Here is a 26,625-nt window from a genome sequence, read left to right as displayed (position 1 = left end):
TCTCTCCGCGGAGAAGACTATATAATCAATCGCTTGATCACATCAAGGCCCCGGCGGCCCGCCCGCCCGTGCGAACAGCGTCCCCCTGACCAATTGCTTGGCCGAACCCAGCGCGGCCTGGTAGTCCGCCGGCGGCAGCGTCGCCGCCAACTCGGTCAGGCCGTACACCAGGGAGTAGATCGCCTCGACGGCGCCGCCCGCCGGGAGGTCGCCCCCCGCGTCGGCGAGGATGCCCTCGATGATCTCCCGGAACGCCTGAAAGTTGCCGCCGGCCAAGCCCGTTCCGATCGCGGCCGCGTTTTCCGACCGGATCGCCCACTCGAAGGCGGCCAGGTCCGGGTACTCGCGCATCAACTGGCCCGATTCGTCGAGCACGGCCTCGATCCGGTCGACGACGTCGCCGGGCCGGGCGGCCGCCGCGCGCAGCCGCGGCAGCGCCACGTCGGTTCTCGCCGCGATCGCGGCCTTCATCAGTTCGGACTTGTTGGGAAAGTAGTTGTACAGGCTGGCGCTGGTCACCTCGGCGGTGCGGGCGATCTCGCGGATGGTTGCCCGCGAGTACCCGCTCTGTGCCACGCACCGCATGGTGGCGACGACGAGCCGCCGGCGGGTCTCCTCGCCGCTGGCGCCGATCGGGCGCCCCAGCTGTGCAGGCGACATGTGGGATCCTCACTGCGGCGTTCGGTCCGCGACTCGAAAGATATTATCGAGCGATCAATTAATTGGTTGCGTCGGCGCGGAGGTGCGCGGTGGGTGGTCCACGGACCGGCGGGTACCACGCGGCATGAGGGTCACGCCCCCGGCACGGGGCCGGCCCGTGGGCGTCAACGGCGAGCAGACCCGCGCCCGCATCGTGGCCGCGGCCATGCGCTGCGTCGCCGAGGTCGGCTATTCGCGGACGACGATCCGTCAGATCGCCAGGGCGGCCGAAATCACCAGCGGCAGCCTCTATCACCACTTTCCGAACAAGTCGGAGTTGCTCGAGGCGACCGTGCGCGAGGTCGACGAGATAGCGCTGCCGCGGCTGCGGTCCGCCGCGGACCGGCCGGACGACGTCGTCGACCGCCTCGAGTCGGTGCTCGACGAGCTGGACCGGCTGATGCGCGACTATCCCGACCTCGCCGCGTTCGACCGCGCCATGCGCGCCCAGCGCGCGCCGCACCCCCGCGGCATCCCCTCGACCGGCCTGAAAGCGTTGCGCGCCATCATCAATGACATCGTCGCCGACGCCGTTTCCGGCGGGGCGCTGCCACCATCCACCGACCCGGCCGCCGTCGTCGACGCGCTGTACGCGTTGACGCGCGGCCTCACCGAGCGGGCGAGCAGCCTGACCCCCGACGCGTACGCGGCCACGTTGTCGTCGGCGAAGCGGTTGATCCGGGGAACGCTGTTCGGCGGACCACGATGAGCCCGATGACGGCGCTGCGGCTCAACATGACCAACGTCGCCAACCCGACCGCACGGCACGCGGACCGCTATCGGGCCGCCCTGGACATGGCGGAGTACGCCGACAGCCACGGGTTCACCGCCGTCAGCGTGGAGGAACACCACCTGGCGGTCACCGGTTGGCTGCCGTCGCCGCTGATCCTGGCCGCCGCGATCGCCGGCCGGACGCGCAACGTGCGAATCAGCATCAACGCGCTGATCGTCCTGACCCCGAAGCAACTGGTCGACGAAATACGCCGCGGCAGAAAGGAAGTCGTGATCAACCCGCTCGTCGGCGGACTTCCCCTCGACGCGGGCTGGGCCAGCCAGCACTGCTGGCGGAGCAGGTGCTGCCCGCGGTGACGGCCTGACCTATCGCGCGGCGTAACGGTCGCGCAGCCCGGCCAGCGTCGCCTCGATTCCGGCGGTGTTGCCCTTCACGGCGCCGATCCGCTCGTAATACTTCAGCGTGTTCTTGATCGGACCGGCGTCGTGGTAGTCGAACGTCTCGGTGACCCGGGTCAGCGTCGGCGAGAGCGCCTCGAATTCCCACCGCCAGCGGTGACCCATCGGATGGCGCCACTCCACCACCTGGTTCGGCTGGAGGTCGGTCACCGTGCTGGTGATCCGATACGGCAGCCCGTACATCTTCATCTTCGTCGAAAACTTCGATCCGACAGCCAATTCCGTCGGTGAGTCGATGTTTCCTCCGACCGTGCCCGAGCCGTCCAGCTCCTGATGGCGCCGGGGATCGGCGGCCATCGCGTACAACTCGGCAACCGGCGCGGCGACCTCCACCGAGCGGCTGACCCGTCGCGGCCCGGCATTGACCACGGTGACCATCATTGCCGACTCCTCCTGCTCTGGGGCATCGCGTGCTCGACGCTACGCTCACCGCGCCGGCACCGGGAGCATCGGTGCTCTCGACGCCCCGATCCGGCGGCACGCCGGAAGACCGGGCAGAATCGTGCCGGGCCGGTCAGGCATTCTCGCCGCGGTGTCCAGCGGTGAAGGGAGACCAGCGGTGAAGGGAGAGTTGTGACGACCAGCGAGTACCGGGTCAGCGGGATGAGTTGCGCCCACTGCGAGGCCGCCATCCGCGGCGAGGTGGCCCGGATCCCCGGGGTGCAGGGTGTCGACGTCAGCGCCGACACCGGCAGGCTCGTCGTCGTCAGCTCGGCGCCGATCGATGAACGGACGGTGCTGGGGGCCGTCGACGAGGCGGGCTTCGAGGCGGTCTTGGTGGCATGACGGCGGCGGCGGTCGACGACGTCGAGCTGACCATCACGGGGATGACGTGCGCGTCGTGCGCGGCCCGCATCGAGAAGAGGCTGAACAGGCTCGACGGCGTGGCCGCGACCGTCAACTACGCGACCGACAAGGCTACCGTCACCGTCCCGTCCGGCTATGACCCGCGGGCGCTGGTCGCCGAAGTCGAGAAGGCCGGGTACACCGCCGCCCTACCGCGGCGGCGCCGTGAGCCCGCCCCGGCCGGGCCCACCGGAGACGCCGAGCTGGCGGGGCTGCGCAACCGGCTCGTCGTCGCGGCCGGGCTGGCCGGCCCGGTCATCGCCATGGCAATGTTCCCGGCGCTGCAATTCCCGTGCTGGCAGTGGGTGTCGCTGGGCCTGGCGGCGCCGGTGGTGACGTGGTGCGGCGCGTCGTTCCATGCGGCCGCGTGGACCAACCTCCAGCGCGGCGCCGCCACCATGGACACCCTGGTCTCGATCGGAACCCTGTCGGCGTTCCTGTGGTCGCTCTACGCCCTGGTGTGGGGCACGGCCGGGGAACCGGGGAGGCGGCACGGGTTCGAGCTCACCGTGCGCCAAACGGCGGGCGCGGGCAACACCTACCTGGAAGTGGCCGCGGGGGTGACCTTGTTCCTGCTGGCCGGCCGATACTTCGAAAAGCGCTCCAAGCGGCGGGCGGGCGCGGCGCTGAGCGCCCTGCTGCAACTCGGCGCCCGGGACGTCGCGGCGCTGCGGGACGGCGTTGAAATCCGCCTTCCCGTCGAACAGCTCGCGGTCGGAGACGAGTTCGTGGTGCGCCCCGGGGAAAAGATCGCCGCCGACGGGATCGTCGTCGGCGGCTCCTCGGCCGTGGACGCCTCGATGCTGACGGGCGAACCCGTCCCCGTCGAGGTCGGCCGCGGCGACGCCGTCACCGGCGGCACCGTCAACGCCGGCGGCCGCCTCGTCGTGCGGGCCACCCGGGTCGGCGACGGCACCCGACTGGCGCAGATGGCCAAGCTGGTGGAGGCGGCCCAATCGGGCAAGGCCCGGGTGCAGCGCCTGGCGGACCGGGTCGCCGGCGTCTTCGTGCCGCTCGTGCTCGTGATCGCGATTCTCACCCTCGCAACGTGGCTGGTCCTCGGCCTGCCGGCCACCGCGGCCGTGACCGCCGCCGTCGCGGTGCTGATCATCGCGTGCCCGTGTGCGCTTGGGCTGGCGACTCCGACAGCCCTGCTGGTGGGGACCGGGCGCGCCGCGCAACTCGGCGTCCTCATCAGGGGCCCGGAGGTGCTGGAGTCCAGCCGCAAGGTCGACACGATCGTGCTCGACAAGACCGGCACGGTGACCACGGGCACGATGACCCTCGTCGACGTCGTCACCGGGCGGGGAACCGGCCGCGAGGAGCTGCTGCGCTGTGCAGGCGCCCTGGAGAACGCCTCCGAGCATCCCATCGCCCGCGCGATCGCCGGGGCCGCCGCGACCGAACTCGGCCCGCTGCCCGTCGCCGCGGACTTCGCAAGCCTGCAAGGTTCCGGCGTGCAGGGCGTCGTCGACGGCCACACCGTACTCGTCGGGCGCGCCAGCATGCTGGCCGATCGCGGCCAGACGCCGCCGCCCGGCCTGGTGACCTCGGGCCCGACCGCCCCGGCCGCCCTGCTCGGTCCCCCTCCGCCGAACGCTCGGATTCCGCTCCCGGGCGGGGGCGCGCTGATGAAGATTCCCGGCGACGGCGACCTGCTGGCCCTGACGGTGGACGACGGCGTCAACAGCGAGGTCGTGCGCGCCTACACGCAGTTCGCCAAGGACACCGGCGTGCGGCTGACGTTCTTCGTCAACGGCGTGTATGACTCGTGGACGCAGAACCAGGACGTGCTTCGGCCGCTGGTCGACAGCGGGCAGATCCAACTCGGCAACCACACCTGGTCGCACCCGGACCTGACCAGCCTGTCCAAACAGGACGTCGCCTCGCAGCTGCGGCGCAACGACGAATTCCTGAAGAAGACCTACGGCATCGGCGCGAAGCCGTACTGGCGCCCGCCGTACGCCAAGCGCAACGCCACCGTCGACGCCGTCGCGGCCGATCTCGGCTATACCGTTCCGGTCCTGTGGTCGGGGTCGCTCTCGGACTCCACGCTGATCACCGAGGACTACATCGTGCAGATGGCCGAGCAGTACTTCACCCCGCAGTCGATCGTGATCGGCCACCTGAACCACCTGCCCGTCACGCATGTCTACCCGCAACTCGTCGACATCATCCGCTCGCGCAACCTGCGCAGCGTCACGCTCAACGACGTGTTCGAAAAGACACCGTAGCCCTCCACCAATTCGGTTGCCCCGGGCCGTATTCCGTTCGGCCGGCCCGTCACCCGGGGCCGTTGGACATCGGTATGCCCGATGCTGTCACGACGCCGGCAGGATGTTCTGGTTGATGCGGAACACGTTGCCCGGATCGTAGTGCGCCTTGATCTCGCTGAGCCGCTGGTAATTCGGGCCGTACGTCGCGCGGACCCGGTCCTGCCCTTCGTCCATCATGAAGTTGACGTAGGCACCGCCGGCCGAGTACGGGTGGATGGCGTCCCAGTAGTCCACGGTCCACCGCTTCAGCGCCTCCGCTTTGGCCGGGTCGGGATCGACCCCGGCGATGACCTGAGAGAAGTTCACGTCCCGGTAGGCCCAGGCGGTGTCGTTCTGGCCGACCCGTTGGACGGCGCCGTCGATCGGGTAGAGGTGCATCGTCGAGTGCATCGTGGGCAGTTCCGCGTTGAACCGGGCGTGGGCTTCCACGGCGGCGTCGGGCACCGCACGGATGAAGTCACCCCGCCAATACCATTGCAGGCCTTTGGGATACAGCGCATCGAAGGTGGACTGCAGCGCCGGGTAGGGCGCCGCGGCGAGGCCCTCGAAGGCCGGCTGCATCTGCCGGACCGGTGCGAATACCTCGTCGGCCAGCGCGGGATCGCCGCTGTAGCACCAGACCACGGCGCACGCCTTCTGTAGGTGGAACGCCTCGGGGAAGGGCGGCGCCGGGGGAACGGTCATGCTCGCGAAGAAGCCGTAGAGGTCCTCGCACTGAGCGGGCAGGAAGTCGCGGTACCACCGCAGGATGTCGGCCGTCGCCGATGCGGGCCACGCCGTGGGTCCGCAGATCACGTTGTGCACCGGATGCAGCCGGAAGGTGAAAGAGGTGACCACGCCGAAGTTTCCGCCGCCACCGCGCAGCGCCCAGAACAGGTCGGGGTGATCCGCTTCGGATGCGGTGACGACGCGGCCGTCGGCCAGCACCACCTCGGCCTCCACCAGGTTGTCGATGGTCAGCCCGTGCTTGCGGGTCAGGTAGCCGTGGCCACCACCCAGGGTCAGGCCGCCGACACCGGTGCTGGAGATGATCCCGGACGGCGTCGCCAGGCCGTGCGCGTGGGTCGCGGCGTCCACCCGTGCCCACGTCGCGCCGCCCTGGACGCGGGCGGTGCGGCGGTCGGCGTCGACGTCGACGCGGTCCATCGGCGACAGGTCGATCACGAGACCGCCGTCCACGCAACCGAATCCGGGGCCGCTGTGGCCGCCGCCGCGGACGGCGACCGCAAGGCGCGACGTGCGGGCAAAGCCGAGCGCGCCCGCGACGTCGGCGGCGGACGCGCAGCGCACGATCACCGCCGGCCGCTTGTCGATCATGGCGTTGTGCATCGCCCGGGCCTCGTCGTAGCCGGGGTCGCCGGGGAGGATCGCCTTCGCGCCGAGCGCGGCGCGCAGTTCCTCGGTTGCGGTTGTCAGGCTCATGGCCCGCACCTCCTTGTTTGCTCGCGGGTCCTGATGCAGCGACGCTACGAGCCAAGCGGGCGGTGCGTCATGACCACAACGGAGCATTTCCAAGGCATTCAACGATAGTCAGTTTTGACTATCGACCGACCGACTCAAGCGCGGCTACCTTGTTTGCATGGCGCAGTGGGTGCCACCGCCGCTTCCGGCAGAGCTGGTCGCGCGTCGTCGCGGTCCGCTGGTCGGCCGCGACGCGGAACTCGCGGCGTTCGAACGGGCCTGGGAGCGGGTCGAGCGGGGCGAACGCCAGGCGGTGTTCATCGGCGGCGAGCCCGGCGCCGGCAAGACGCGACTGGCCGCCGAGGTGGCCGGATCGCTGTCCGACCACGACGTCGCGGTGCTGGTCGGCCGCTCCACGGCCGACGAGGACGTCCCCTACGCACCGTTCGCCGAGGCGCTGGACCGCCTGCTGAACCTCGCTCCATCGGGCTCGATGGCCGAGCTGCTCGCCGACGCGGGGCCGCAGCTGCGGCGCCTGTCCTCCCGGGTGGACCGGCATTGCCCCGAGGCCGCGCCGGCGATGGAGGTCGGGTCGCCCCGGCAGGCGCTCTTCGACGCCCTGACCGGCTTCCTGCGCCGCCTGGCCGCCGATCGCCCGGTCGCGCTGATCCTCGACGACCTGCACTGGGCGCGGGTGCCGACGCTCGCGATGCTCGAATACGTCATCGTCGCCTGCGCCGACGTCCGCATGCTGGTGGTGTCCACGTTCCGCACCACCGAACCGGACCGCTCGGACGAGCTCACCACCCGGCTGGCCGACTTGCACCGCTTCGACGGCGTCCGGCGCCTGGACCTCGCGGGCCTGGACACCGAGGCGATCGCCGAATTCGTCGGCCGAACCCAGCAACTGGCTCCGGCATCGGCGCGCACCGCAGCCGCCCTGCTGCGGGACAAGACCGGCGGCAATCCGTTCTTTCTGACCGAGCTGGTCAACGACCTCGAAAACCGCGGGGGGCTGGCCACATTGGGCGTTCATCAGACCGTGCCGGCATCGATCGGGGATGCCATCGCACGCCGCCTCTCCGGACTGGGGGCCGGCGTCCGGGGCGTCATCGAGCAGGCCGCGGTGCTGGGTGAGACGTTCGATCTGCCCGCGCTCATCGCCGCCAGCGACACCGATCTCGCCGCGACCCTGGCGGCGGTCGATGCCGCGGAAGCCGTCGGGCTGGTGCGGCCGGTTCGCGGCTCCGACGGCGAATTCTCGTTCGTGCACGCGCTGACGCGCGAGGCTGTGGGCGGCGGGATGGCGGCGTCGCGGCTGCGGATCATGCACGCGCGGGCCGCCGAGGCCCTCGACGGCCGGGCGGACCCATCCGTCGTTCCCCGCCTGGCGAACCACTACCTGCGGGCCCACGTCCTGGGCTACCACGAACAGGCGCTGCGGTATGCCCACCAGGCGGCCCGGATGGCCGAACAGAGCCTGGCCTACGAAGACGCCGCCCGGTGGTTCGAGCGGGCGGCGTCCCTGCCCGAGCTCAGCCGCGCGGACCGCGCACGGCTGGACCTCGATGCGGCCGCAAACCATGTGCGCGCCGGCGATTTCGCCCGCTCCCGCGCGATCTACGAACGCCTCAGCGCGATGGACGATCCGCTGATCCGCCTGGGTGCGGCCGTCGGCTACGAGGAGGCCAACTGGCGTCGGGGCCTGTCCGATTCGAAGGCGGCCGACATGCTGGCGGCCGCGTTGGAGTCCTGCGGGTTGACCGCCGACGACCCCCGCTATGTGCAGGCGCTGGGCAGCTTCGGGCGAGCGCTGGCCTTCGCGGGCGAGGCTGCGCGCGCGCGGGAAATCGGCAACACCGCCATCGACCGCGCGCGGGCCGTCGACGATCCGGCGGTCCTGATGCACACGCTCAAGGCGAGCCTGTGGCACGGCCTCACCCCGGAGCTCTGCGAGATCCAGGCGGAGCGTTCGGCCGAGGTCTCCCGCATGGCGCTGGCGCACCGAAGTTATGAGGTGCTGGGCGCTTCCTCGCACTTTCGCGCCATGGTCAGCTATCTGGCCGGCCGTCCCGAGGACCTCGCCGCGTCGACCGCGGACATGCGCAGAGCCGGTCAGGCCATCGGCCAGCCCGTCTTCGGTTTCGTCGGCGCGTGCGTCGAGCACGCGCTCGCCTACCTGCGCGGCGACTTCGCCGGCGCGAAAAGGTGGGCCGACATCGCATTGCGCACGGGCGACCTATTCGACGCGGAAGACACCCAGGGCTCCCACGGCGTCCAGATGTTCATGATCCAGCGCGAAACCGGGGATTTGAGGAACTTCGCCGAATTCATTGATGGCAGCGAGACTTTCGCCGGGCGCTGGGTGCCCGGCCTGCTGGCCCTGTACACCGAACTCGGCGCCGAAGCGGGCATGACGCGCGCCCTCAATCACCTCATCAACCGCCAGTTCGATGACCGCACGAATGACGCGCAGTGGCCGATGGAGCTGGTGTTCATGGTCGAGGCGGGGTTGGAGCTGGGCAACCGCGCAGCGCTGCGCGCGCTGCGCCCCTTCGTGTCCCGCTACGCGGGCAAGAACCTGGTGGCCGGCCAGTTCGTCGCCCTGTTCGGCAGCGCCGACCGGTATCTGGCGCGGATGGCGGCGCTCGACGGCGACAACGCCGCGGCAGAGAGGCATTTCGGCGTCGCCCTCGAGATGGACCGCCGGATGGGTTCGGTGGTTCACATCAGCGAGACGCTGGCCCGGTACGCGTTATTCGAGGCATCGCGCGGCCGGACCGACGAAGCTCGGCGCCTCGCCGACGAGGCGCGCGCGCTCGCCACGCAGATCGGCCAGAACCGGGTGGTCGACCTGGTGGATTCCCTGCTGACCGTGGGACCGGACGGGCTGACCGACCGCGAGGTCGAAGTGTTGCGCCTGCTCGCCGAAGGGCTGAGCAATCGGGCGATCGGCGAACGCCTGTACATCAGCACCAACACGGCCGCCAACCACGTGCGCAACATCCTGATCAAGACGGGCGCGGCGAACCGTACGCAGGCGGCGATGTATGCCGCCGATCACGAACTGCTCGGGTGAGCGGCCTCAAATGTCCGACAACGCCCCATCAGGCATCACCCGGTCGCGCACCTCGACGATGACGTCGGCGGGCAGGCCCGCCCGCGCGGCCGCGGTGCGGATGGCCTCGGGCGACGGGGCCTCGTACAGGCAGTAGGTCTTCCGCTTGTCCGCCGACAGGAACGAGTACATCCAGCGCACGCCCTCGTCGTCGTTGATCCGGTTGATGCCATCGGCGACCTCGAGGCTGGGTTCCATTTCCTCGGCAAAGTTTCGCTCGACCATGAAGATGGGCACGGCGTACTCCTGTCACTCTCTGGGTCGAACCTACGCCCCGCACAGCGGACCCGGCGCGCCGATCCTGGCCCTTGTCAGTCGGCCGCCGCGTCGGCCTCGCTCGAGAGCAGCATCTGCAGGCTCTGCCGAAGTTCGCCGAGCCGTTGGGGCCCCAGGACCTCCTCCCAACGCTTCTCCAAATCGACTGCGTTGGAACGCCGCCCGCAGCCGGGGCGCCCCCGAGGCGGCCACCAGGTTGACCAGCGCCGGGATCGTCGGTTTCCAGTTCGCATCGGCAAGGCGTCGCATGCAGACGAGTGTGCCATCCCGCGTATTTTTGACAAGTCACTTGTCAAACATCGCGGCCGGTGGCACGCTGGTCGCATGCGATCGCTACGCGCCCGGGTGTTCGGCGTTTGTCTCGTCTCGGTGTTGGTCGTCGTGCTCGGCGGTTGCGTGGGCGGCGGGCACGCGTTGGGATCGCCTGGAGCCCAATCCATTCCGCTCGGCCAGTCGACGCAGTCCATCGACTCCGGCGGCGTGGAAAGGACGTTTCACCTCTACCGGCCGAGCGGGTTGCCCGACGCCGCACCGCTGGTGGTGATGCTGCACGGCGGCTTCGGCAACGGCGCCCAGGCCGAGCGGTCCTACAACTGGGACGCCGAGGCGGACAATGGGCATTTCCTGGTCGCCTACCCCGACGGCCTCAACCGCGCCTGGAACGCCGGAACGTGTTGCGGGCAACCGCAGCGGGACGACGTCGACGACGTCGGCTTCATCACCGCGATGGTGGGAGCCATCGAGCAGGAGATCCCGATCGATCGCGCGCGCGTCTACGCCACCGGCATGTCGAACGGGGCCATGATGGCGCTTCGGCTGGGATGCCAGACCGACACCTTCGCAGCGATCGCCCCGGTGGCGGGCACCCTGCTGACCGACTGCTCGCAGGCGCGCCCGACCTCGGTGCTGCAGATCCACGGCACCGCCGACGACAGGGTGCCCTACAACGGCGGACCCGGAAAAGCGTTCGCGATCAACGGGAATCCGCGCGTCGACGGACCCTCGGTGGAGTCGGTCAACGCCACCTGGCGCTCCATCGACGGGTGCGGACCGCCGACGTCGAGCACAACCGGCAGCGTGACGACCCTGACGGCCGGATGCCCCGACGGACGCTCCGTGGAGTTGATCTCGGTGGCCGGTGCCGGCCATCAATGGCCCGGCGGCCAGCCCAGCCCGCTGGCCGAGCTCGCGGGCATCCCCGAACCGTCGACGGCGCTCAACGCCACCGACACGATCTGGCAGTTCTTCGGCCAACATCAGCGCTGAGGACTTTCGACCCTCACGCCCCAGCGTCGGCTTGTTGTTGCGATTCCCGCGTTTTCGGCCCAACGACTCGACTCTCAAGCGCTTCAGCGGTTCAGCATCGCGTCGATGAGCCGGTGCAACACCTCCTGAGTCTCGTGGCGCGCGCGCTTCGGGTCCTGTGCGGTGGCGATGTACATGGCCGCCTCGTCGAGCGCCCCGATCAGCACCTGGGCCAACGGGCGCACCGGTTGGTCGGCCAGCTGGCCCGCCTTGACGGCCTCGGTCAGCAGTTGTTGGGTCATCCCCAGGCTGTACCGCTGGGCGACGTCGCGAAACGCGGCCCAGCCCAGCACGCTGGGCGCGTCCAGCAGGATCAGCTGGCGGACCTCCGGATCGGCGGAGACCTCCAACCACGCGTCGACCGCGGCCCTGATGGCGTCGGCGGGCGTCGTCGCTCCCGATTCGGCGACCACGACACCCATCCGGGCCATCACGTCTTGCTCCACGGCTTCGACCACCTCGCGGAAAAGCGCTGCCTTATCTGTGAATTGGTGATACATCGCACCGCGGGTGACACCCGCGGCCGTGGCGATCTCCGGTGTCCCGACGTCCGCGTAGCCTCGCCCGCCCCACAGTCGGCGCGCAGCCGCGATCAGCGCCTCACGGGTCGCCGCGGAGCGCTCTTCCTGGGTCCGTCTCTTGATTTCCATACAACCTGTTGGTAACTTACGAACAGACAGTCTGTTTGTAAATGCACTGACCTGGGAGCAACCATGCCGACGATCGACATTAGTGCCGGAACCATCCATTACGAAGCAACCGGACCCGATTCCGGCAGGCCCGTGGTGTTCGTGCACGGGTACATGATGGGCGGCCAGCTGTGGCGCGAGGTGAGCCAACGGCTCGCGGCGCACGGCCTGCGCTGCATCGCACCCACCTGGCCGCTGGGGGCGCACCCTGAGGCGCTGCGCGCCGGCGCCGACCGGACCATCACCGGTGTCGCGGGCATCGTTGCCGCGACGCTCGACGCCCTCGACGTGCAGGACGTGGTGCTCGTCGGCAACGACACCGGCGGGGTCCTCACGCAGCTCGTCGCGGTGCACCACCCCGACCGGCTCGGGGCGCTGGTGCTGACGAGTTGCGATGCGTTCGAACACTTTCCGCCCCCGATCCTCAAGCCGGTGATCCTCGCGGCGAAGACCAAGGCGACGTTCCGGGCCGTGGCGCAGGCGATGCGGGTGCCCGCTGCGCGCAAGCGCGCGTTCGACGGCCTGGCGCACCGCAACATCGACGCGCTCACCGAAGAATGGGTGCGCCCGGGGATCTCCGACCCGGCGGTCGCGGAGGACCTTCGCCAGTTCACCCTCTCGATGCGCACCGAAATCACCACCGGCGTCGCCGCCCGGCTGCCCGAAATCGACCTGCCCACCCTGGTCGCCTGGTCGGCCGACGACGTGTTCTTCGAGCGGGAGGACGGCCGGCGGCTGGCCGAGACGATCCCGAACGCCCGGCTCGAGGTGATCGAGGGGGCGCGGACGTTCTCGATGGTGGACCAACCGGACCGGCTGGCCGAGCTGCTGTCGACGATCGCGGTGCGCGCCTAACTCCCGGCCCCTTTCGCGAGCGTAACGCCACGGCCGAAACTCGGGCGGAATCTCGCCGTGGCGTTACGCTCGCTGGCATGGAAAACGCGCTGCAGGGCCGACGCATCCTGGTCACCGGCGGGGCCACCGGAATCGGCGCGGCCGCCGTCGGAGTCCTCACCGAGGCCGGCGCCGCGGTGACCGCGACCTACCACCGCGCGCCGCCCCCCGAGGATTCGGCCGCGACCTGGCTGCAGTGCGACGTGCGCGACGCCGACGCCGTCTCGGCGATGGTGCGGCAAGCCGCCGAGGGCATGGGCGGGCTCGACGTGCTGGTGAATGCCGCCGGGCTGTGGCAGGCGGGGATACCCGGCTACATCGCCGTCGACGACATCTCGTTCCTGTTGGACACCAACGTCAAGGCGACCATCCTGACCAACCAGGCCGCGTACTCCGTCATGAAGGGGTCCGGCGGCGCCATCATCAATTTCGGGTCGTCGGAAGCCGTGATGGGAAGCCCGATCTCGGCCGTCTATGCCGCGACCAAGGGCGCCGTGCAGGCGTGGACGCGCTCGGCCGCCAAGGCCTGGGCCGCCGACAAGGTCACCGTCAACGCGCTGGCGCCGGCGGTGCAGACGGCCGGGGCCGACCGGTTGCGGGAATTCCTCGGGCCCGAGGCGGGCGCGCTCATCGACCAGCAGATGAAGATGATGATTCCGCTGGGCGGCACGCTGGGCGATCCGACGCGCGACCTAGGCCCGGTCCTGGTGTTCCTGTCCGGCACCGGCGCGGGCTTCATCACCGGGCAGCTGCTGGCGGTGGACGGCGGCCTGATGATGGTGGGCGGATAGGGTCAACTCCGGCCGGAACCGCCCGCTACCATAAGACGGACCGTCTCGTCTCGCAGCCGCGGCGGGCGTAGTGGAGGTGGATCCATGACAGACGACACGATCCAGGCGCTGTTGCGCAAGCGCCTGTCCGACCCGGCGACCGCGGTGAAATACCGCGATCTCGAATGGACTTGGGCCCAATACCTGGGGCACGCGGCGGCGCGGGCGGCGGCGCTGCTCGGCGCCGCCGACTCGAACCGACCGATGCACATCGGCGTCCTGCTGGGCAACACGCCCGAGATGCTCGCCCAGATGGCGGCCGCCGGGCTCGGCGGCTATGTGCTGTGCGGGCTGAACACCACCCGGCGCGGCGCGGCGTTGGCCGCCGACATCCGCCGCGCGCACTGTCAGTTCGTGGTGACCGACGCCGAACATCGCGGCCTGCTCGACGACATCGACCTCGAGGGAACCCCGGTGTTGGACATCTCCACGCCCCAGTGGGCCGAATTCGTCGGTGGCGGGGGCGAGTTGGTGGCCCACCGGGAGGTCACCGCGATGGACCCGTTCATGATGATCTTCACCTCGGGGACGAGCGGAAATCCCAAGGCGGTGCAGGTCTCACACCTGATGGCCACGTTCGCGGGGATGAACCTCGTCGAGCGCTTCGCGCTCACGTCGCAGGACACCTGCTACGTGTCCATGCCGCTGTTTCACTCCAATGCCGTCGTCGCGGGGTGGGCGCCCGCGGTGGTCTCCGGCGCGGCCATCGTGCCGGCGAAGTTCTCGGCCACCCACTTTCTGGACGACGTGCGCCGGTACGGCGCCACATACATGAACTACGTGGGCAAGCCGCTGGCCTACATCCTGGCCACCCCCGAACGCGACGACGACGCGGACAACCCGCTGCGCGTGGCGTTCGGAAACGAGGCCAACGACAAGGACATCGACGAGTTCGCGCGCCGGTTCGGCGTCCAGGTGGAAGACGGCTTCGGCTCGACGGAGAACGCCATCATCGTCGTGCGCGAACCCGGCACCCCCAAGGGCTCGATCGGCAGGGGATTCGACGGGGTCGCGATCTACCACAGCGACACCCTCACCGAGTGCGCCGTCGCGCGCTTCAACTCCGCCGGAGCGCTCGTCAACGCCGACGAGGCGGTGGGCGAACTGGTCAACACCATGGGTTCGGGTTTCTTCACCGGCTACTACAACGACGCCGAAGCCAACGCCGAACGGATGCGCCACGGCATGTACTGGTCGGGCGACCTCGCGTACAAGGACGCCGACGGCTGGATCTATCTGGCCGGGCGCACCGCCGACTGGATGCGGGTGGACGGGGAGAATCTGGCCGCAGCGCCCATCGAGCGAATCCTGCTGCGCCACAGCGCGATCAACCGCGTCGCGGTGTACGCCGTCCCGGACGATCGCGTCGGCGACCAGGTGATGGCCGCCATCGTGCTCAACGAAGGTGACACCCTGGACCCGGTGGAATTCGAGGCCTTCCTCGACGCGCAATCCGACCTGTCGCCCAAGGCGCGCCCGCGCTACGTCCGCATCGCCGCCGACCTGCCCAGCACCGCCACCCACAAGGTGCTCAAGCGCCAGCTGATCGCCGAGGGAACGGCACCGCGCGCCGGAGAGACGCTGTGGGAGCGGGAGCCCCGTGGCACCGCCTACCACGACAGGTCGGCTACCCCCGGGCAACCCGGCGGCGCATCTGTCCCTTCGACCGCCGCACCCGCGTGACGGGATCGCGCGTTGTGCCCGTGGCGATCTCGTCGCGGAGCGCGGAGATGTTCGAGATCTCCGCGTACAGCCCGCGGATGGCGTAGTCGAGGACCGCGAACGAGAACCGCTGCTCGGGATCGTCGACGATGCCGAGGTCGCGGGAGCGTTGCCGCGACCACAACGCCTCGTCCAGCCGGGCGCGGGTCGCCTCGAGGTGCCGCTCCAGGGTGTCGATGACGTTCTCGGGGTCCTTTCCCCGCGCGAGCCAGGTCTTGAGGATGACGGGGTGCTTGATGACGACCCGATCCTGATCCGGGATGTGCTGGACCCAGCCGCGGAGCGCGGCGAGCCCGGCATCGGTGGTCTCGTACAACGTGATCGCGCGCTTGCCCGACCGGGCCCCGATTTCGTTGACCAGCCCGCGCGCCAGCAACCGGGTCAGCTCCCGCCGCACGTGGCTGACCGACGGCGACCAGTAGAAGTGGCCGACCGACAGTTCGGCGCGCGTCTTGATCTCGCCGGCGGTGAGTTGCTCGTCGTTGGCGGCCAGCACGCCCAGGACGAGGTAGGCGGTGACCGGCAACCCGTCCACGCTGCGCACGCGGCTCACGGTGGACCAGCGAAGTACGGCGTGAAATACGGCAAAGTCACGTCGGGCCCCACGGGGTGGAACTGCACCCGCACCCGCATGCCGATGGCCAGGTCACCGGCCGCCACCCCGACGACGTTGGTGAGCATCTGGTAGCCCTCGTCCAGCGTGACGATGGCAGGCGCGTAGGGCGGTTCGAACTCCGGGGAGACCGGGCGGTGCACCACCGTCCAGCTGTAGATCTCGCCCGTGCCGTCGCCGGTTTGCCACCGCAGTTGTGGCGAAAGGCATTGGCGGCAATGCTCGGTCGGCGGGAAGTTGGCCAGTCCGCATGCCGCGCAACGCTGATAGCGCAGCTCCTCGGACCGGCACCCCTCCCAGAAGGCGGCGCTCAGCGGGCTGCTGGCGTGCGGCACCGGGCCCGGTTGTGGTTGCAGGGTGCTCATCGTGGTTCGGCCCCCAGCAGCAGCACCGTGGTGAACAGGGCCCCGGCTCCCCCGTTGCTGCAGAACGCGACCCGGGCGCCGGGCACCTGCAGATCGCCGGCCTGGCCGCGCAACTGCTGGACGGCGCGGACGGCCCGCTGCATCATCTGCGGGTTTGAGCCGGCATGGCTGAACGACATCGTCCCTCCGTCGGTGGTGATCGGGTGGCTGCCGTCAAGCGCGATGTGGCCGTCGGCGACGAAGGGTCCGCCCTCTCCCTCGCCACAGAACCCGAATGCCTCGAGCTGACGGATGATTTCGAAGGAGAACGGGTCGTAGAGCTCCAGCACGTCGACGTCGTCCGGGCGCAGCCCGGCATGGGTGAACGCCCGCTGGGCCGCGCGCCTGCCGACGACGCCGTTCACGTGGTCCCCGCGTCGCCCGGCGAGGTCCCACGCGGGCGGGTGCTGGTAGGACGGGCCGTGGAAGTCGGCGCCGCTGCCCAGCACGTAAATCGGCCGGCCGGTGACGTCGACCTTGTCGATGTTGGCCACCACCAGCGCGCAGCCGCCCTCGGACGTGGTGGCGCAGTCGAGCAGGTGGAACGGTTCGGCTATGGGCCGAGACGCGGTGATGTCGTCCGGGATGAACGGCCCCCGTTGGTGGTACACCGCGTCGGGGTTTCGCGACCCGTTGTTGCGGATCGTCGCCGCCACAATCGAAAGTTGTTCGCGCGTCGTGCCGTAGACGTGCATGTGGCGCCGGGCGATCAGGGCGAACTCGGCGGCGGTGAACATGCCCCACGGTGCGACGAATTCGTTCTCGGGCCGGGTCCACGGTGCGGTGGCCTGGTGGTCGCGGTACTCGCCGGCCTGGGCCGCGACCAGCACCACCACGTCGGCCATGCCGTGCTCGATCGCGGTGGCCGCCTCGGTGATCATGCCGACCCCGAAACCCAGTCCCTGCCAGGCCGGGCCCAGGCGCAGGTCATAGATCAGCGTGGTGGACAGCGGGCCGGCGCTGATCCCGTCGACGTCGTCGAGACCCAGGCCCGCGTCGGCGAGTGCGCCGTGAATCGCCTTGAGCGCCAGACTGCGTGACGTCTCCCCGTCGAGGCGGCGGCCCTGGCGGGTGTTGTGCACGCCGACGATGGCCGCGGTGCGCTTCGCCGGATCAGTTCTCATCCGCGACCACCCCCAGGTAGGTGCCGACGACATCGCAGTCGCGCCCGTCGCGGTTGATCCGTCCGATCGTCTTGGTCCGCGCCTCGGCGTGCGGGACTCCGGCGCCGACGACGTCGATCCGCACGTCGACGGGGCGCGCCGTGCTCGGGTCGGTGATCTCGACCGTCAAGACCACCGCGCGCTCCTTGTCGTCCCACTCGACGCCCGTGATGCGGTGCCGCGCGGTCAGTTCCATCACCACCGAATCCTGGCGAAGCAAGAACCGCACCGGCGCGCACAGTTCGCCGGACCGCGGGGCCACGCACAAAGTCACCGCCACGTCAGAGCCCCGCCGGCCGGGCGGCGACGGCGCCGCACTCGTGCAGGCTCGCCAAATCTCCTGCGCCGTAACCCAGCACACCGGTCAGCACCTCGGCGGTGTGCTGGCCGTACAGCGGCGGCACCCGGCGGATCCAGCGCCGCGGCCGCCCGGCGAACGCGAACGGCATGCCCGTGCACAAGAACGATCCGGCGACGGGATGGTCGACGCGTTCCCAGAAGCCGCGCGCCCGCAGCCTCGCGCGCAGCGCGCGGGCCGCGTCGGCCGCGGTGAAGCCCGCGGCCCAGCCCGAGATGAGCTTGTCGAGCTCGTCGGCCCGCTCGCGCCACTCGGCCTCGGGGAGCCCGGGCTGACCGATCAGGCCCGCCAGCGCGGCACGGGCGGCGTCGTCCATCGCGGCGATTGCGACCCACTCGTCCTCGCCGCGGCATGCGTAGACGCCCTGCGGGGTCGCGCCGGGGCCGCGATTGCCGGCCCGGCGCATCTCGATGCCGTTACCCGTGTACTCCAACACCATTTCGGCGGCCACGTTCAGCGCCGACTCCACCATCACCGCCTCCACCTGCATCCCCGCACCGCTGCGATCGCGTACCACGAGCGCGGCCACCGCCGCGAACGCGGCGTGCAGCCCCGCGATCGGGTCGCAGACGCCGCGCGGGATCACCGGCGGGCCGTCGGCGTGTCCGGTCATCCACGCCATTCCGGTGGCCTGCTCCATCGTCTGCGCGAAGCCGACCCGGTCACGCCACGGCCCGTCGAGCCCGAACGCCGGCATCCGGACCATGACGGCGCGGGGGTTGGCCGCGCGCACGGCATCCCAATCGAGGCGGAAGTTCTCCATCACCCGGGGTGAGAAGTTCTCCATGACGAGGTCGGACGACGCGATGAGGTCCAGGGCGATGGCGCGTCCGGCGTCGGCGCTGAGTTCGGCGCTGATGGCGCGTTTGTTGTTGTTGCTGCACAGGAAAACCGGGCCCCACTCCCACCACTGGTCCCAGGTGGGGGGCCGGCCCGCCGAGAACCTCATGCCGTCGGGCCGCCGAACGCCTTCGATCTTGACGACGTCGGCGCCCAGCGCGCCGAGCAGCTGGGTGGCGAACGGGCCGGCCCAGAAGGCGGTGAAGTCGGCAATCCGGATGTCGGACAGCGGAAGCGCGTCCGCGCGCGGGTCGGCCCGCGCCGGCCTGGGTGGCCAATCGCAGCGCCCGTTGTCGGCGCCGAGTTCCGGCGGTTGCCGGGGCGGCGCGGTCGCGATCGCGTCGCTGCGGTAGGGCACCCGCGGCCGCAGCGCGCCGGCCCCGGAATCGACGAACACGCCCCGTTCCACGAAGTGGTCGACCTCCGGCAGGGTGGCCGGGGACCCGATGGGGGCGACCGGTATTCGGAAGGCGACGGCGAGGTCCACGATCTCCCGGGTGCTGCGCGCCCGGGTCCATTGCGTGACCATGCCGAGGAATTCGTCGCGGCGCGCGACGCGCCCCTCGAACGAGGCCAGGTCGGCGTCGTCGAGCAGGTCCGCGCGCTCGATCATGACCAGGAAGTCCTGGAACTGCTGGGCGGTGATGGTGCAGAATCCGACCAGGCCGTCGGCCGTGGGGACGATCGACGGCAGTTCCAGACTGCGTTGGTGCACAAGGGAATCCGCTCCGAGCACGCTGGCCGACATCGCCGAGAGGCCGCCCATCGCGATGGCCATCGCCTCGTACGTCGACACGTCGATCACCTCGCCGTGCCCGGTGCGCAACGCGTGCCGGGCGGCGGCCGCGGCGACCGCCGCGGCGAAGGTGCCCGCCAGCCACTCCCCGAGCCGGCCGCCCGCCTGCACGGGTTCGTCGCCGGGCCAGCCGCGGCCGTCGATCGAGCCGCACAGCGCCTGCAGGATGAATTCGTTGGCGACGACGCCCTCGTCGACGTAGGGACCCGTGGTGCCGAAGGGTGTGACGGCCAAGACCACCGCCGCGGGGCCGGTGTGCCGGGTGATGCCCTCGAGGGTCCACCCGTCGGTCAGGTCGGTGAGCACGACGTCGGCGCCGGCCAGCAGCGCCGTGATCCCGGCGCCGGCGCGGTGCACGACCGACCTCTTGCCCGCCGCCAGGTAGGAGAACAGCGCCCCCGGCGGCCCGCCCGCCGACCAGTAGCGCAGCGAATCTCCCCTTTGCGTCTCGAGTTTCACCACGTCCGCGCCCGCGTCGGCGAACATCTTGCCGCAGTAGGACGCGGCGATCCCGTTGGACAACTCCAGCACACGCCAGCCCTCGAACGGCGCCTGCACACTCACGGATCAGTCGCCCAGCGTGGTGGCGCGCCCGGCGATTCCGACCGCCTCGGCCTGAGCCTGCAGGGCGAATTGGGTCATCCGCGTCCACGCGTCGCGGTCGCGCTGGCTGGCCGCGCGCCCGACGTGGGTGACGACGTCGACGTCGGTGGCCTGGCCGCGGAGGTGGCCGGCGCGCGCCCGCTCCTTCGGGATGTGCCGGAAGGGGTCGAAAGAGTAAGCGGCCATGGCGTTTTCGTGCGTGATCTTATTGATGACCGCGTCGTCGAGATGGCCCATGGTTTCGATGACGTCCTCCGGGGCGAAAGGCCAGTTGCTGTCGGAGTGCGGGAAGTCGGACTCCCAGCACAACATGTCCTCGTTGAACCAGTCCATGTTGCGCACGCCCACCTTGTCGCTGATGAAGCAGGTGTAGAAGTGCCGCTTGAAGACGTCGGTCGGTCCGCCGTAGCCCGGCGGGAACGTCGCCTGCGTCCACCCCGAGTGACGCTTGTACACGTGCTCGGCGCGCCACAGGAAGTACGGGATCCAGCCGACGTCGCCCTCGGTGAGCGAGAACTTGATCTCGGGAAAGTCGGCGTAGAACTGCGCCCAGATCAGCTCGGTGAAGGTGAACATGCTCATCATCGACGACGCCGTCATCATCACACTCGGCGGGGCGTCCGTCGACACCATCGGTGACCGCGAGGCGGAGCCGACGTGCGTGCACAGCACGGTCCTGGTCTCACAGACGGCCTCGAACAGCGGGTACCAGTACCGGGAGTGGATGCTCGGCATCTGCAGCGCCTCGGGATTCTCCGAGAATGTCACCGCGTGGCAACCCTTTTCGGCAAGGCGACGGACCTCCGTGGCGGCCTCGGCGACGTCGAACAGCGGCAGGATCCCGCAGGGGATGAACCGGCCCGGGTACGCCGCGCACCACTCGTCGACGTGCCAATCGTTGTAGGCCTTGATCATCACCAGGTTGACGTCGCGGTCGGGGCCCTGGTTGAGGACCTGGCCGGAGAAGCCGGTGAAGTTGGGGAAGTTCAGCCCCGCCAGCTGTCCGCCGGCGTTCATGTCGCGAATCCGTTCGTCGACGTTGAAGCAGCCCGGGCGCATCTCGTCGTAGCGGGAGGCGTCGACGTTGTACATCTCACGCGGCTTGCCCGCGACCGCGTTGAGGCCCATGTTCCGCCCGCGGATCTCGCCGTAGTACCACTGCTGGACGCCGTCGGGTTCGATGACGACCCGCGGGGCCCGGTCTTTGTACTTCGGCGGAACGTGGGCGTCGAACATGTCGGCCGGCTCGGCGATGTGGTCATCGACGCTGATCAGGATCAGGTCATCCTTGTGCACTGCCGGCCTCCCTAATAAGGGACTAGTAGACAATGCCGCCGGTCGCGGTGTCAACGGCGCCAGCGGCGTCAGCCGTTGCCATGCAACCGATGTGTGGCCCGAGCGCGCACTGTCCCACGCGCCGTATATCGACTAATAGGCCATTGATTCGCTGACTGACTCACAGCCGGGCCGTAGGCCGGATTGCGGCATCGCGCCGTTCGATACCGACCGGCGCAGGCAGGTTCACTCTCGAGAGCCGAACTGGCGCCACGACTCATCGCCCGCGGGGCGGCGACCAGGACCGTAGCGGACGGAACAAGGCGTTCTTCTTGTAGTGGTGCCCTCCCATTCGCCGCATGATGTTGTCGAGGACGGTGACTGCGTCGTTGAGGTACGGGCCCTTGTTCAGCATCACGCACTCGGCCCGCTCGCTCATCGCCGCATCGCTGATCTCGGCGCGGGACGGGAGCCCGGTCTTGGCAAGTTGCTCGAGCACCTGGGTCGCCCAAATCACCGGCAGGTGCGCAGCCTCACACAACCACAGAATCTCCTCCTGCAATTCGGCCATCCGCTCATAACCGCACTCGACTGCCAAATCCCCGCGAGCGATCATCACCCCCACCCGGGGCCGGCGCATCGCCGTCAGCAACAACTGCGGCAGGTTTTCGAAGCCCTGCCGAGTTTCAATCTTCAGCACGAGGCCCAAGTTGTCGGCACCAAGCCGGCCGAGCTCATCGAGTAGCCGCTCGACATCGGACGGGGTGCGCACGAATGACAGCTGGACCAGATCCGCCAGTTCTGCCACGGCCGCCAAGTCGGCGGCGTCGCGATCGGTGAGCGCCGAAATCGGCAAGTCGGTGTCGGGCATATTGATGCCCTTGCCGGCCTTCAGGTGGGCTTGCCCCTGCTGTGGGTGGTCGATGCGCACGGTGAGGACGTCGCGGTCGACCGACACCAACCGCCCACCGACCTTCCCGTCGTCAAAGTAGACCGCGTCACCCACGCGGGCGCGGTCGAAAGCCTCGTGCAACGTGCAACCGATGCGCGGAAGAGCTTGGCTGCCGTCGACCGGAGCCGGTGAACAGTCGCGGGTCAACTGCAGAAGGTCGCCAGGGTGCAGCACCAGACTCTGCTCGGTCTCGGGCAGCGTTCCAACTTCGGTCGATTCCCCACCGTCTCCGGCATGCAGCGCCGTTCCGGTTTCCAAGTACGTCCTTTTTCGTGCGGTCATCAGGAATCCGCCCGGGGTATCGGCAGCAGCTTCCAGAACGAGTTCACGCTTGGCCCCGCGGGCGTCGCGCAAAACCAGGACATCGTCGGCGGCGCGGTTGGTCAGCCAGTGCCGCGGCACCGTAACCGACACCATCCCGGGTTCGGGCGGGTCGGTCGGCTCCTCGGTCGACGTCAGCCACCCCCGCGCCGGGGTGACAACCTGACCGAGAGCGCCTCTTTGCGGACGTAGCTTGACGACGCGCGGTCCCGGCTCGAGTGGTCCGGTTCGCAGCTTCGGCCCTGCCAGATCCATCGCCACCCGACACGTTGTGCCGGCACGTGCGGCCGCCTCCCGGACATGGTGTGCCATCGCGCGCCACGCCTGTACATCGTCGTGGGCGCAGTTGATCCGTGCGATGTTCATGCCTCGCTGCACGAATTCGCGGACCACGTCAGGGTCGGTCGCGGCCTCCGAAGGCAGCGTCACCATGATGCGTCCCATGCGATGGGCCGGGCGGGGCCCCAGCAGATCCACTGTGTGTTGGCGCAGGATCGTTGGCCCCTGTTCAATCGGCACCGCCGACGGTGGAGGCGGCTGCCACTCCCCACCCAGCATGGCGGCGATTGCTGCGCGGACCGCCGCAAGCGTGGCCTGAACATGCGATTCGCTGCGGCCCAATGACGAAAGCCCAAATACCGCAAGCTCCGTTTGCAGGTGCCGTAGATCGAGTTGGCGAATCGCCCAGTAATGCACCAGGTTTCGGGCGCTGCTCCGGTGCTCCGGTGCAATGGTGGGCAGCCAGTCGGCCCATGCGGACTCCGCATTCGACAAGCTCGTCAACAAAGCGTCGATCTGCTCGAACAAGCGGACTAGTCGCTGAGTGGTCTCGGTCCCCGCGCCGCGCGGGACGCCGCTCAGCTGGCCGCCTAGGTGCTCACTGGGCACGACAACTCCTTATTTCGTTGTTTGGCGGCCACATGGTGTTAACGTCCGCGTAACGCTTTGCGCGCGAATCTTGAAGCTAGAGAACAGATTATCGGCGCACCCTGCGCTGCGGCAGGGGCATTGGTCCCAAACTCGTACTGGTTTTTGGTGGGTATCGGAGGCGTTTCCGGCGCTTATCCGATGTCGATCGCGCGCAGACCTTGACCCACCCGGTCGGGTAGCGATCCGCCGTGGCTCAGCCAGTCGTCCAGGGCGATGCGCACCGTGGCCATTGCCAGCGCACCGATGAGGCGAGGCCTCGGGTCCTGGGGAGTCAAGCGGGGCATCCGCGGCGCGATCAGCTCGGCGATTGCCATCTCATAGCGCACATAGACGTGCAGCGTCCAGGCATCCAACGCCTCGGAGGATCTCGTGAGCGTGGCCAAGTCGTGCACCTGGTGCTCGATCTCGGCGAATCCGCCGGCGAGCTCGCCGAAGGCGCCGATCACCGCCTCCACGGCGGACAGGTCGGCGGGCTGGGCGGCAAGGGCGGTGGTGATCCGGTCCAGCCAGTGGGCCGTCATGCCTTCGGCGACGGCGTCTTCCTTCGAGTTGAAGTACCGAAAGAACGTGGCGCGGCCGATGTCGGCCGCGGCGGCGATCCTGTCGACCGTTGCCCCCGCCAGCCCGCGGCTGGCGACGAGCTGGGCGGCGGCTGCGGCGATGCGCTGGCGCGTGGCCGACCGCCTGCGTTCGGCGAGCGACGTGGACATCGGCCTCACTCTATTCGCTCTGATGGGTTCCTGACTGTAAGACAAAGTCTTACTATGAGACTATGTCTCATAGTAACGCGGGCCCGCCGGGTGCCGCCGCGCAGCACAGCCTGGCCGCGTGGCAGTTCTTCCAGCAGATGCTCGCCGACGTCACGAAGATCGTCACGGAGGACGCCGAATCGGAGCGCGAACTCCTCGAAGGCCTGCGGGTCATCGCGCGCGTGTCGTCGCTGTGCTCGCAGCTGTCCGTCGAGGCCGACGTCGATCGGCCCGCCTTCTTCGACATGTGTTCGGACACCAGGATGATCGGCGGGCCGAACCCCGACGGAAACTATTACCTGGCGATGATCCGCGGCGATCGCAGCTACCGGATCACCGGCACCCGCGGGACGACGGCCTATCTCGGCTTTCAGATCCTCGCCGGCACCGGCCTGACCCCGCGGCGGATGGCCAACTACGTCAGCGACGTCGACCTGTGCCTGCAGTCCGGCCAGTTCGCGCTGCTGCTCTCGGCCGAGGAGCCCGCCGATCCCGCCGGCGCCCGGTGGGTGCGGATTCCCGACGACGCGTCGTCGGTCGTCGTCCGGGAGTACATCGGCGATCCGGGCACCGAACGGCTGTCCACCCTGCACATCGAAGCCATCGACCCCGGGCCCGTCGCGCCGCTGACCGACGACGAACTCGCCGACCAGTTCACCGCCATGGCGTGGACGTTGATGAAACTCGTTACGCTGCACCGCACCATCACGCCCGAACTCCTCGACCGGCCCAACACCCTGATCACCGCGCGGGCCGCCGACCTGGGTGCGGCCGACACCACCCCGGACAACCTCTACATGATGGGGACCTTCCGGCTCGACCCCGGCCAGGCGCTGATCCTCGACATCGAGCCGCCCGACACCCGGTATTGGAACGTGACGCTGGAGAACATCTGGCACGAGTGCCTCGAGCCGCGTCGCCGGCACAGCTCGGTCACCAACCGCGCGGCGCGGCCCGACCCGGACGGACGGGTCCGCATCGCGATTTCCGCGGAGGACCCCGGGTTCGGCCACTGGCTCGACACCGGCGGCCGGCACCGCGGATTCGTCGTCCTGCGCTGGCTGGACAACCCCAGCGCGCCCGACGTCAGAGTCGCGGTCCGCGAACGGGAGGACCGGGGATGACGCCGGCCGAACGGTTCGATCCCGACCGGCTCATCGCCACCGCCTGCGACGAAACCGGATACGACGACTTCGGCGACGGGCCCGGCCTCGAGGGCTGGCGGTCCGGGCTGCAGCGCCTCACCGACGGCCTGGTCAACGAGGCACGCCTCTCCGACATCGGGGTGGAGGTCGCCCACCTCGACGTCATGCGTGCGTTGAAGAACCGGCTGGACGTGATCGCCTGGCGCACAGCGAATCCCGAGATCGCCACCAAGCCGGTCACCGCGCCGATCGTGATCGTCGGCCAGCCGCGCACCGGCACCACGATCCTCTTCGACCTGCTCGCCCAGGATCCCGACCTGCGGGCGCCACTGACCTGGGAGGTGGACGCGCCCTGCCCGGTCCCGCGGCCCGAGACCTACCACACCGATCCGCGCATCGCGCAGGCCCAGGCCAGCATCGAGCTGTCCGAACAGATCATCCCCGGGTTCATGGCATTCCACCCGATGGGCGCCCTGGTCGGGCAGGAGTGCGTCCGCATCACCGCCAGCGCCTTCACCAGCATGATCTTCTCGACGCAGTACCGCCTGCCGAGCTATTACCGCTGGTTGCTCTACGACGCCGATCACACCGCCGCCTACCGCTTTCATCGAATCTTCCTGCAGCACTTGCAGTCCGGCGTCCCCGGCCAGTGGCTGCTGAAGTCGCCGGCCCATTTGTGGCAGCTCGAGGCGCTGTTCGCCGAGTATCCCGACGCGCTGATCGTGCAGACACACCGCGATCCCCTCAACGTCATCTCCTCGATCGCCGCGCTGGCCCACCACCTGAGGCGAATGGCCAGCGACGAGTCGAGCGTCGCCGAGTGTGCGGCGCAGTCCTATGAGGAGATCGCCGTCGGCCTCGACCGCGAGATGGCCGCGCGCGACAGCGGCGTGTTCCCGAAGGATCGCGTAATCGACGTGCTGTTCCGCGATTTCATCGGCGACCCGTGGGCGACGATCGGGGACATCTATCGGAAGCTGGGCCGAGAATTGCTGCCCGAGACCGCTCAGAAGATGCGCGACTTTCTGGCCGCCCATCCCGGGGACGGCGGGCGCGGCCGCTACACCTGGTCGGACACCGGCCTGGACGCCGACGAGGTGCGGGAAAGGGTCAGCGCCTACCAGGACCGCTACGGCGTGCCGACCGAGACGCTGCGCTGATCTGTGCGCGCGAGCGTGAAGCTGGCTTCACGCTCGGCGCCCAGCGTGAGGCTGGCTTCACGCTGGTCG

Annotated in this window: 23 protein-coding genes and 1 pseudogene; 11 read left to right on the top strand and 13 right to left on the bottom strand. The window is 69.4% G+C overall.

What is annotated here, in order from left to right:
* Positions 1-42 precede the first annotated feature (42 nt).
* Positions 43-660: a TetR/AcrR family transcriptional regulator gene (locus tag BN971_RS20825; protein WP_085179665.1), complete on the bottom strand. Its 618-nt coding sequence runs from the start codon at positions 658-660 to the stop codon at positions 43-45.
* Between the two features lie 124 nt (positions 661-784).
* Between BN971_RS20825 and BN971_RS20820 the strand changes: the two genes are divergently transcribed.
* Both BN971_RS20820 and BN971_RS26490 read left to right on the top strand, forming a co-directional pair.
* A complete protein-coding gene (locus tag BN971_RS20820) occupies positions 785-1,408 on the top strand; it encodes a TetR/AcrR family transcriptional regulator (protein WP_085179666.1) in 624 nt (207 codons plus the stop codon).
* Positions 1,405-1,650 (top strand): annotated as a pseudogene (locus tag BN971_RS26490) (LLM class flavin-dependent oxidoreductase); the annotation flags it as partial. The gene BN971_RS20820 and the pseudogene BN971_RS26490, both read left to right, overlap by 4 nt.
* 147 nt (positions 1,651-1,797) lie before the next feature.
* On the opposite strand, the gene BN971_RS20810 reads toward BN971_RS26490, so the two are convergent.
* Positions 1,798-2,271, bottom strand: coding sequence for an SRPBCC family protein (locus BN971_RS20810; protein ID WP_085179667.1), 474 nt, complete (start codon positions 2,269-2,271; stop codon positions 1,798-1,800).
* A 192-nt stretch (positions 2,272-2,463) separates the two neighbouring features.
* Between BN971_RS20810 and BN971_RS20805 the strand changes: the two genes are divergently transcribed.
* Both BN971_RS20805 and BN971_RS20800 read left to right on the top strand, forming a co-directional pair.
* Positions 2,464-2,676 (top strand): heavy-metal-associated domain-containing protein, encoded by a 213-nt coding sequence (locus BN971_RS20805; protein ID WP_085179668.1) that lies wholly within the window; start codon positions 2,464-2,466, stop codon positions 2,674-2,676.
* A complete protein-coding gene (locus BN971_RS20800; protein WP_090350529.1) occupies positions 2,673-4,970 on the top strand; it encodes a heavy metal translocating P-type ATPase in 2,298 nt (765 codons plus the stop codon). Before BN971_RS20805 ends, BN971_RS20800 begins: the two co-directional genes overlap by 4 nt.
* A gap of 87 nt (positions 4,971-5,057) precedes the next feature.
* On the opposite strand, the gene BN971_RS20795 is transcribed toward BN971_RS20800, so the two are convergent.
* Entirely contained in the window at positions 5,058-6,434 is a 1,377-nt protein-coding gene (locus tag BN971_RS20795; RefSeq protein ID WP_085179851.1) for an FAD-binding oxidoreductase, read from the bottom strand.
* A gap of 157 nt (positions 6,435-6,591) precedes the next feature.
* Here BN971_RS20795 and BN971_RS26335 point away from each other — a divergent pair, with 157 nt between their 5' ends.
* The gene (locus tag BN971_RS26335) at positions 6,592-9,492 is read left to right on the top strand and encodes a helix-turn-helix transcriptional regulator (RefSeq protein WP_085179672.1); all 2,901 of its coding nucleotides are present in this window, start codon (positions 6,592-6,594) and stop codon (positions 9,490-9,492) included.
* Between the two features lie 6 nt (positions 9,493-9,498).
* Here BN971_RS26335 and BN971_RS20785 read toward each other — a convergent pair whose 3' ends face one another.
* Complete coding sequence (locus BN971_RS20785; RefSeq protein ID WP_085179673.1) at positions 9,499-9,768, bottom strand: DUF4242 domain-containing protein; 270 nt, start codon at positions 9,766-9,768, stop codon at positions 9,499-9,501.
* A gap of 363 nt (positions 9,769-10,131) precedes the next feature.
* Between BN971_RS20785 and BN971_RS20775 the strand changes: the two genes are divergently transcribed.
* Positions 10,132-11,073 (top strand): CE1 family esterase, encoded by a 942-nt coding sequence (locus tag BN971_RS20775; protein WP_085179675.1) that lies wholly within the window; start codon positions 10,132-10,134, stop codon positions 11,071-11,073.
* An 83-nt stretch (positions 11,074-11,156) separates the two neighbouring features.
* Here the strand turns inward: BN971_RS20775 and BN971_RS20770 are convergent, their stop codons facing one another.
* Positions 11,157-11,762: a TetR/AcrR family transcriptional regulator gene (locus BN971_RS20770; protein WP_085179676.1), complete on the bottom strand. Its 606-nt coding sequence runs from the start codon at positions 11,760-11,762 to the stop codon at positions 11,157-11,159.
* Positions 11,763-11,825: 63 nt separating this feature from the next.
* On the opposite strand from BN971_RS20770, the gene BN971_RS20765 reads away from it, so the two are divergent.
* The 3 genes from BN971_RS20765 to fadD1 all read left to right on the top strand — a co-directional run bounded on the left by BN971_RS20765 (position 11,826) and on the right by fadD1 (position 15,208).
* The gene (locus tag BN971_RS20765; RefSeq protein ID WP_085179677.1) at positions 11,826-12,656 is read left to right on the top strand and encodes an alpha/beta fold hydrolase; all 831 of its coding nucleotides are present in this window, start codon (positions 11,826-11,828) and stop codon (positions 12,654-12,656) included.
* 77 nt (positions 12,657-12,733) lie between these two features.
* A complete protein-coding gene (locus tag BN971_RS20760; protein ID WP_085179678.1) occupies positions 12,734-13,486 on the top strand; it encodes an SDR family NAD(P)-dependent oxidoreductase in 753 nt (250 codons plus the stop codon).
* A gap of 84 nt (positions 13,487-13,570) precedes the next feature.
* On the top strand, positions 13,571-15,208 hold the full coding sequence (fadD1, locus tag BN971_RS20755; RefSeq protein ID WP_085179679.1) for a fatty-acid--CoA ligase FadD1: 1,638 nt from the start codon (positions 13,571-13,573) through the stop codon (positions 15,206-15,208).
* On the opposite strand, the gene BN971_RS20750 is transcribed toward fadD1, so the two are convergent.
* The 8 genes from BN971_RS20750 to BN971_RS20715 form a co-directional block, all read right to left on the bottom strand.
* On the bottom strand, positions 15,153-15,791 hold the full coding sequence (locus tag BN971_RS20750) for a PadR family transcriptional regulator (protein WP_372511822.1): 639 nt from the start codon (positions 15,789-15,791) through the stop codon (positions 15,153-15,155). The two genes, fadD1 and BN971_RS20750, sit on opposite strands and share 56 nt — an antisense overlap.
* Positions 15,792-15,796: 5 nt before the next feature.
* A complete protein-coding gene (locus tag BN971_RS20745; RefSeq protein ID WP_085179681.1) occupies positions 15,797-16,225 on the bottom strand; it encodes a Zn-ribbon domain-containing OB-fold protein in 429 nt (142 codons plus the stop codon).
* A complete protein-coding gene (locus tag BN971_RS20740; protein WP_085179682.1) occupies positions 16,222-17,388 on the bottom strand; it encodes a thiolase family protein in 1,167 nt (388 codons plus the stop codon). Before BN971_RS20740 ends, BN971_RS20745 begins: the two co-directional genes overlap by 4 nt.
* Positions 17,378-17,707, bottom strand: a complete 330-nt coding sequence (locus BN971_RS20735) for a hypothetical protein (RefSeq protein WP_085179683.1) — start codon at positions 17,705-17,707, stop codon at positions 17,378-17,380. The genes BN971_RS20740 and BN971_RS20735 overlap by 11 nt, the downstream gene beginning before the upstream one ends.
* 1 nt (position 17,708) lies before the next feature.
* Positions 17,709-19,985, bottom strand: coding sequence for a CaiB/BaiF CoA-transferase family protein (locus tag BN971_RS20730; protein ID WP_090350527.1), 2,277 nt, complete (start codon positions 19,983-19,985; stop codon positions 17,709-17,711).
* Positions 19,986-19,988: 3 nt separating this feature from the next.
* Positions 19,989-21,320, bottom strand: a complete 1,332-nt coding sequence (locus tag BN971_RS20725; RefSeq protein ID WP_085179685.1) for an amidohydrolase family protein — start codon at positions 21,318-21,320, stop codon at positions 19,989-19,991.
* A gap of 256 nt (positions 21,321-21,576) precedes the next feature.
* Positions 21,577-23,433: a pyruvate kinase gene (locus tag BN971_RS20720; protein ID WP_085179852.1), complete on the bottom strand. Its 1,857-nt coding sequence runs from the start codon at positions 23,431-23,433 to the stop codon at positions 21,577-21,579.
* Positions 23,434-23,633: 200 nt separating this feature from the next.
* Positions 23,634-24,212: a TetR family transcriptional regulator gene (locus tag BN971_RS20715; protein ID WP_085179686.1), complete on the bottom strand. Its 579-nt coding sequence runs from the start codon at positions 24,210-24,212 to the stop codon at positions 23,634-23,636.
* A gap of 62 nt (positions 24,213-24,274) precedes the next feature.
* On the opposite strand from BN971_RS20715, the gene BN971_RS20710 reads away from it, so the two are divergent.
* Together BN971_RS20710 and BN971_RS20705 are read left to right on the top strand one after the other, a co-directional pair.
* Complete coding sequence (locus tag BN971_RS20710; RefSeq protein WP_085179687.1) at positions 24,275-25,375, top strand: DUF1214 domain-containing protein; 1,101 nt, start codon at positions 24,275-24,277, stop codon at positions 25,373-25,375.
* The gene (locus tag BN971_RS20705; RefSeq protein ID WP_085179688.1) at positions 25,372-26,556 is read left to right on the top strand and encodes a sulfotransferase family protein; all 1,185 of its coding nucleotides are present in this window, start codon (positions 25,372-25,374) and stop codon (positions 26,554-26,556) included. Before BN971_RS20710 ends, BN971_RS20705 begins: the two co-directional genes overlap by 4 nt.
* The last annotated feature ends 69 nt before the right edge of the window (positions 26,557-26,625 follow it).

Source organism: Mycobacterium bohemicum DSM 44277 (assembly GCF_001053185.1).
In the GTDB taxonomy this organism is placed as follows: domain Bacteria; phylum Actinomycetota; class Actinomycetes; order Mycobacteriales; family Mycobacteriaceae; genus Mycobacterium; species Mycobacterium bohemicum.
Note: the sequence above shows the minus strand (reverse complement) of the source record. Positions and strands in the feature narration are given on the sequence as shown.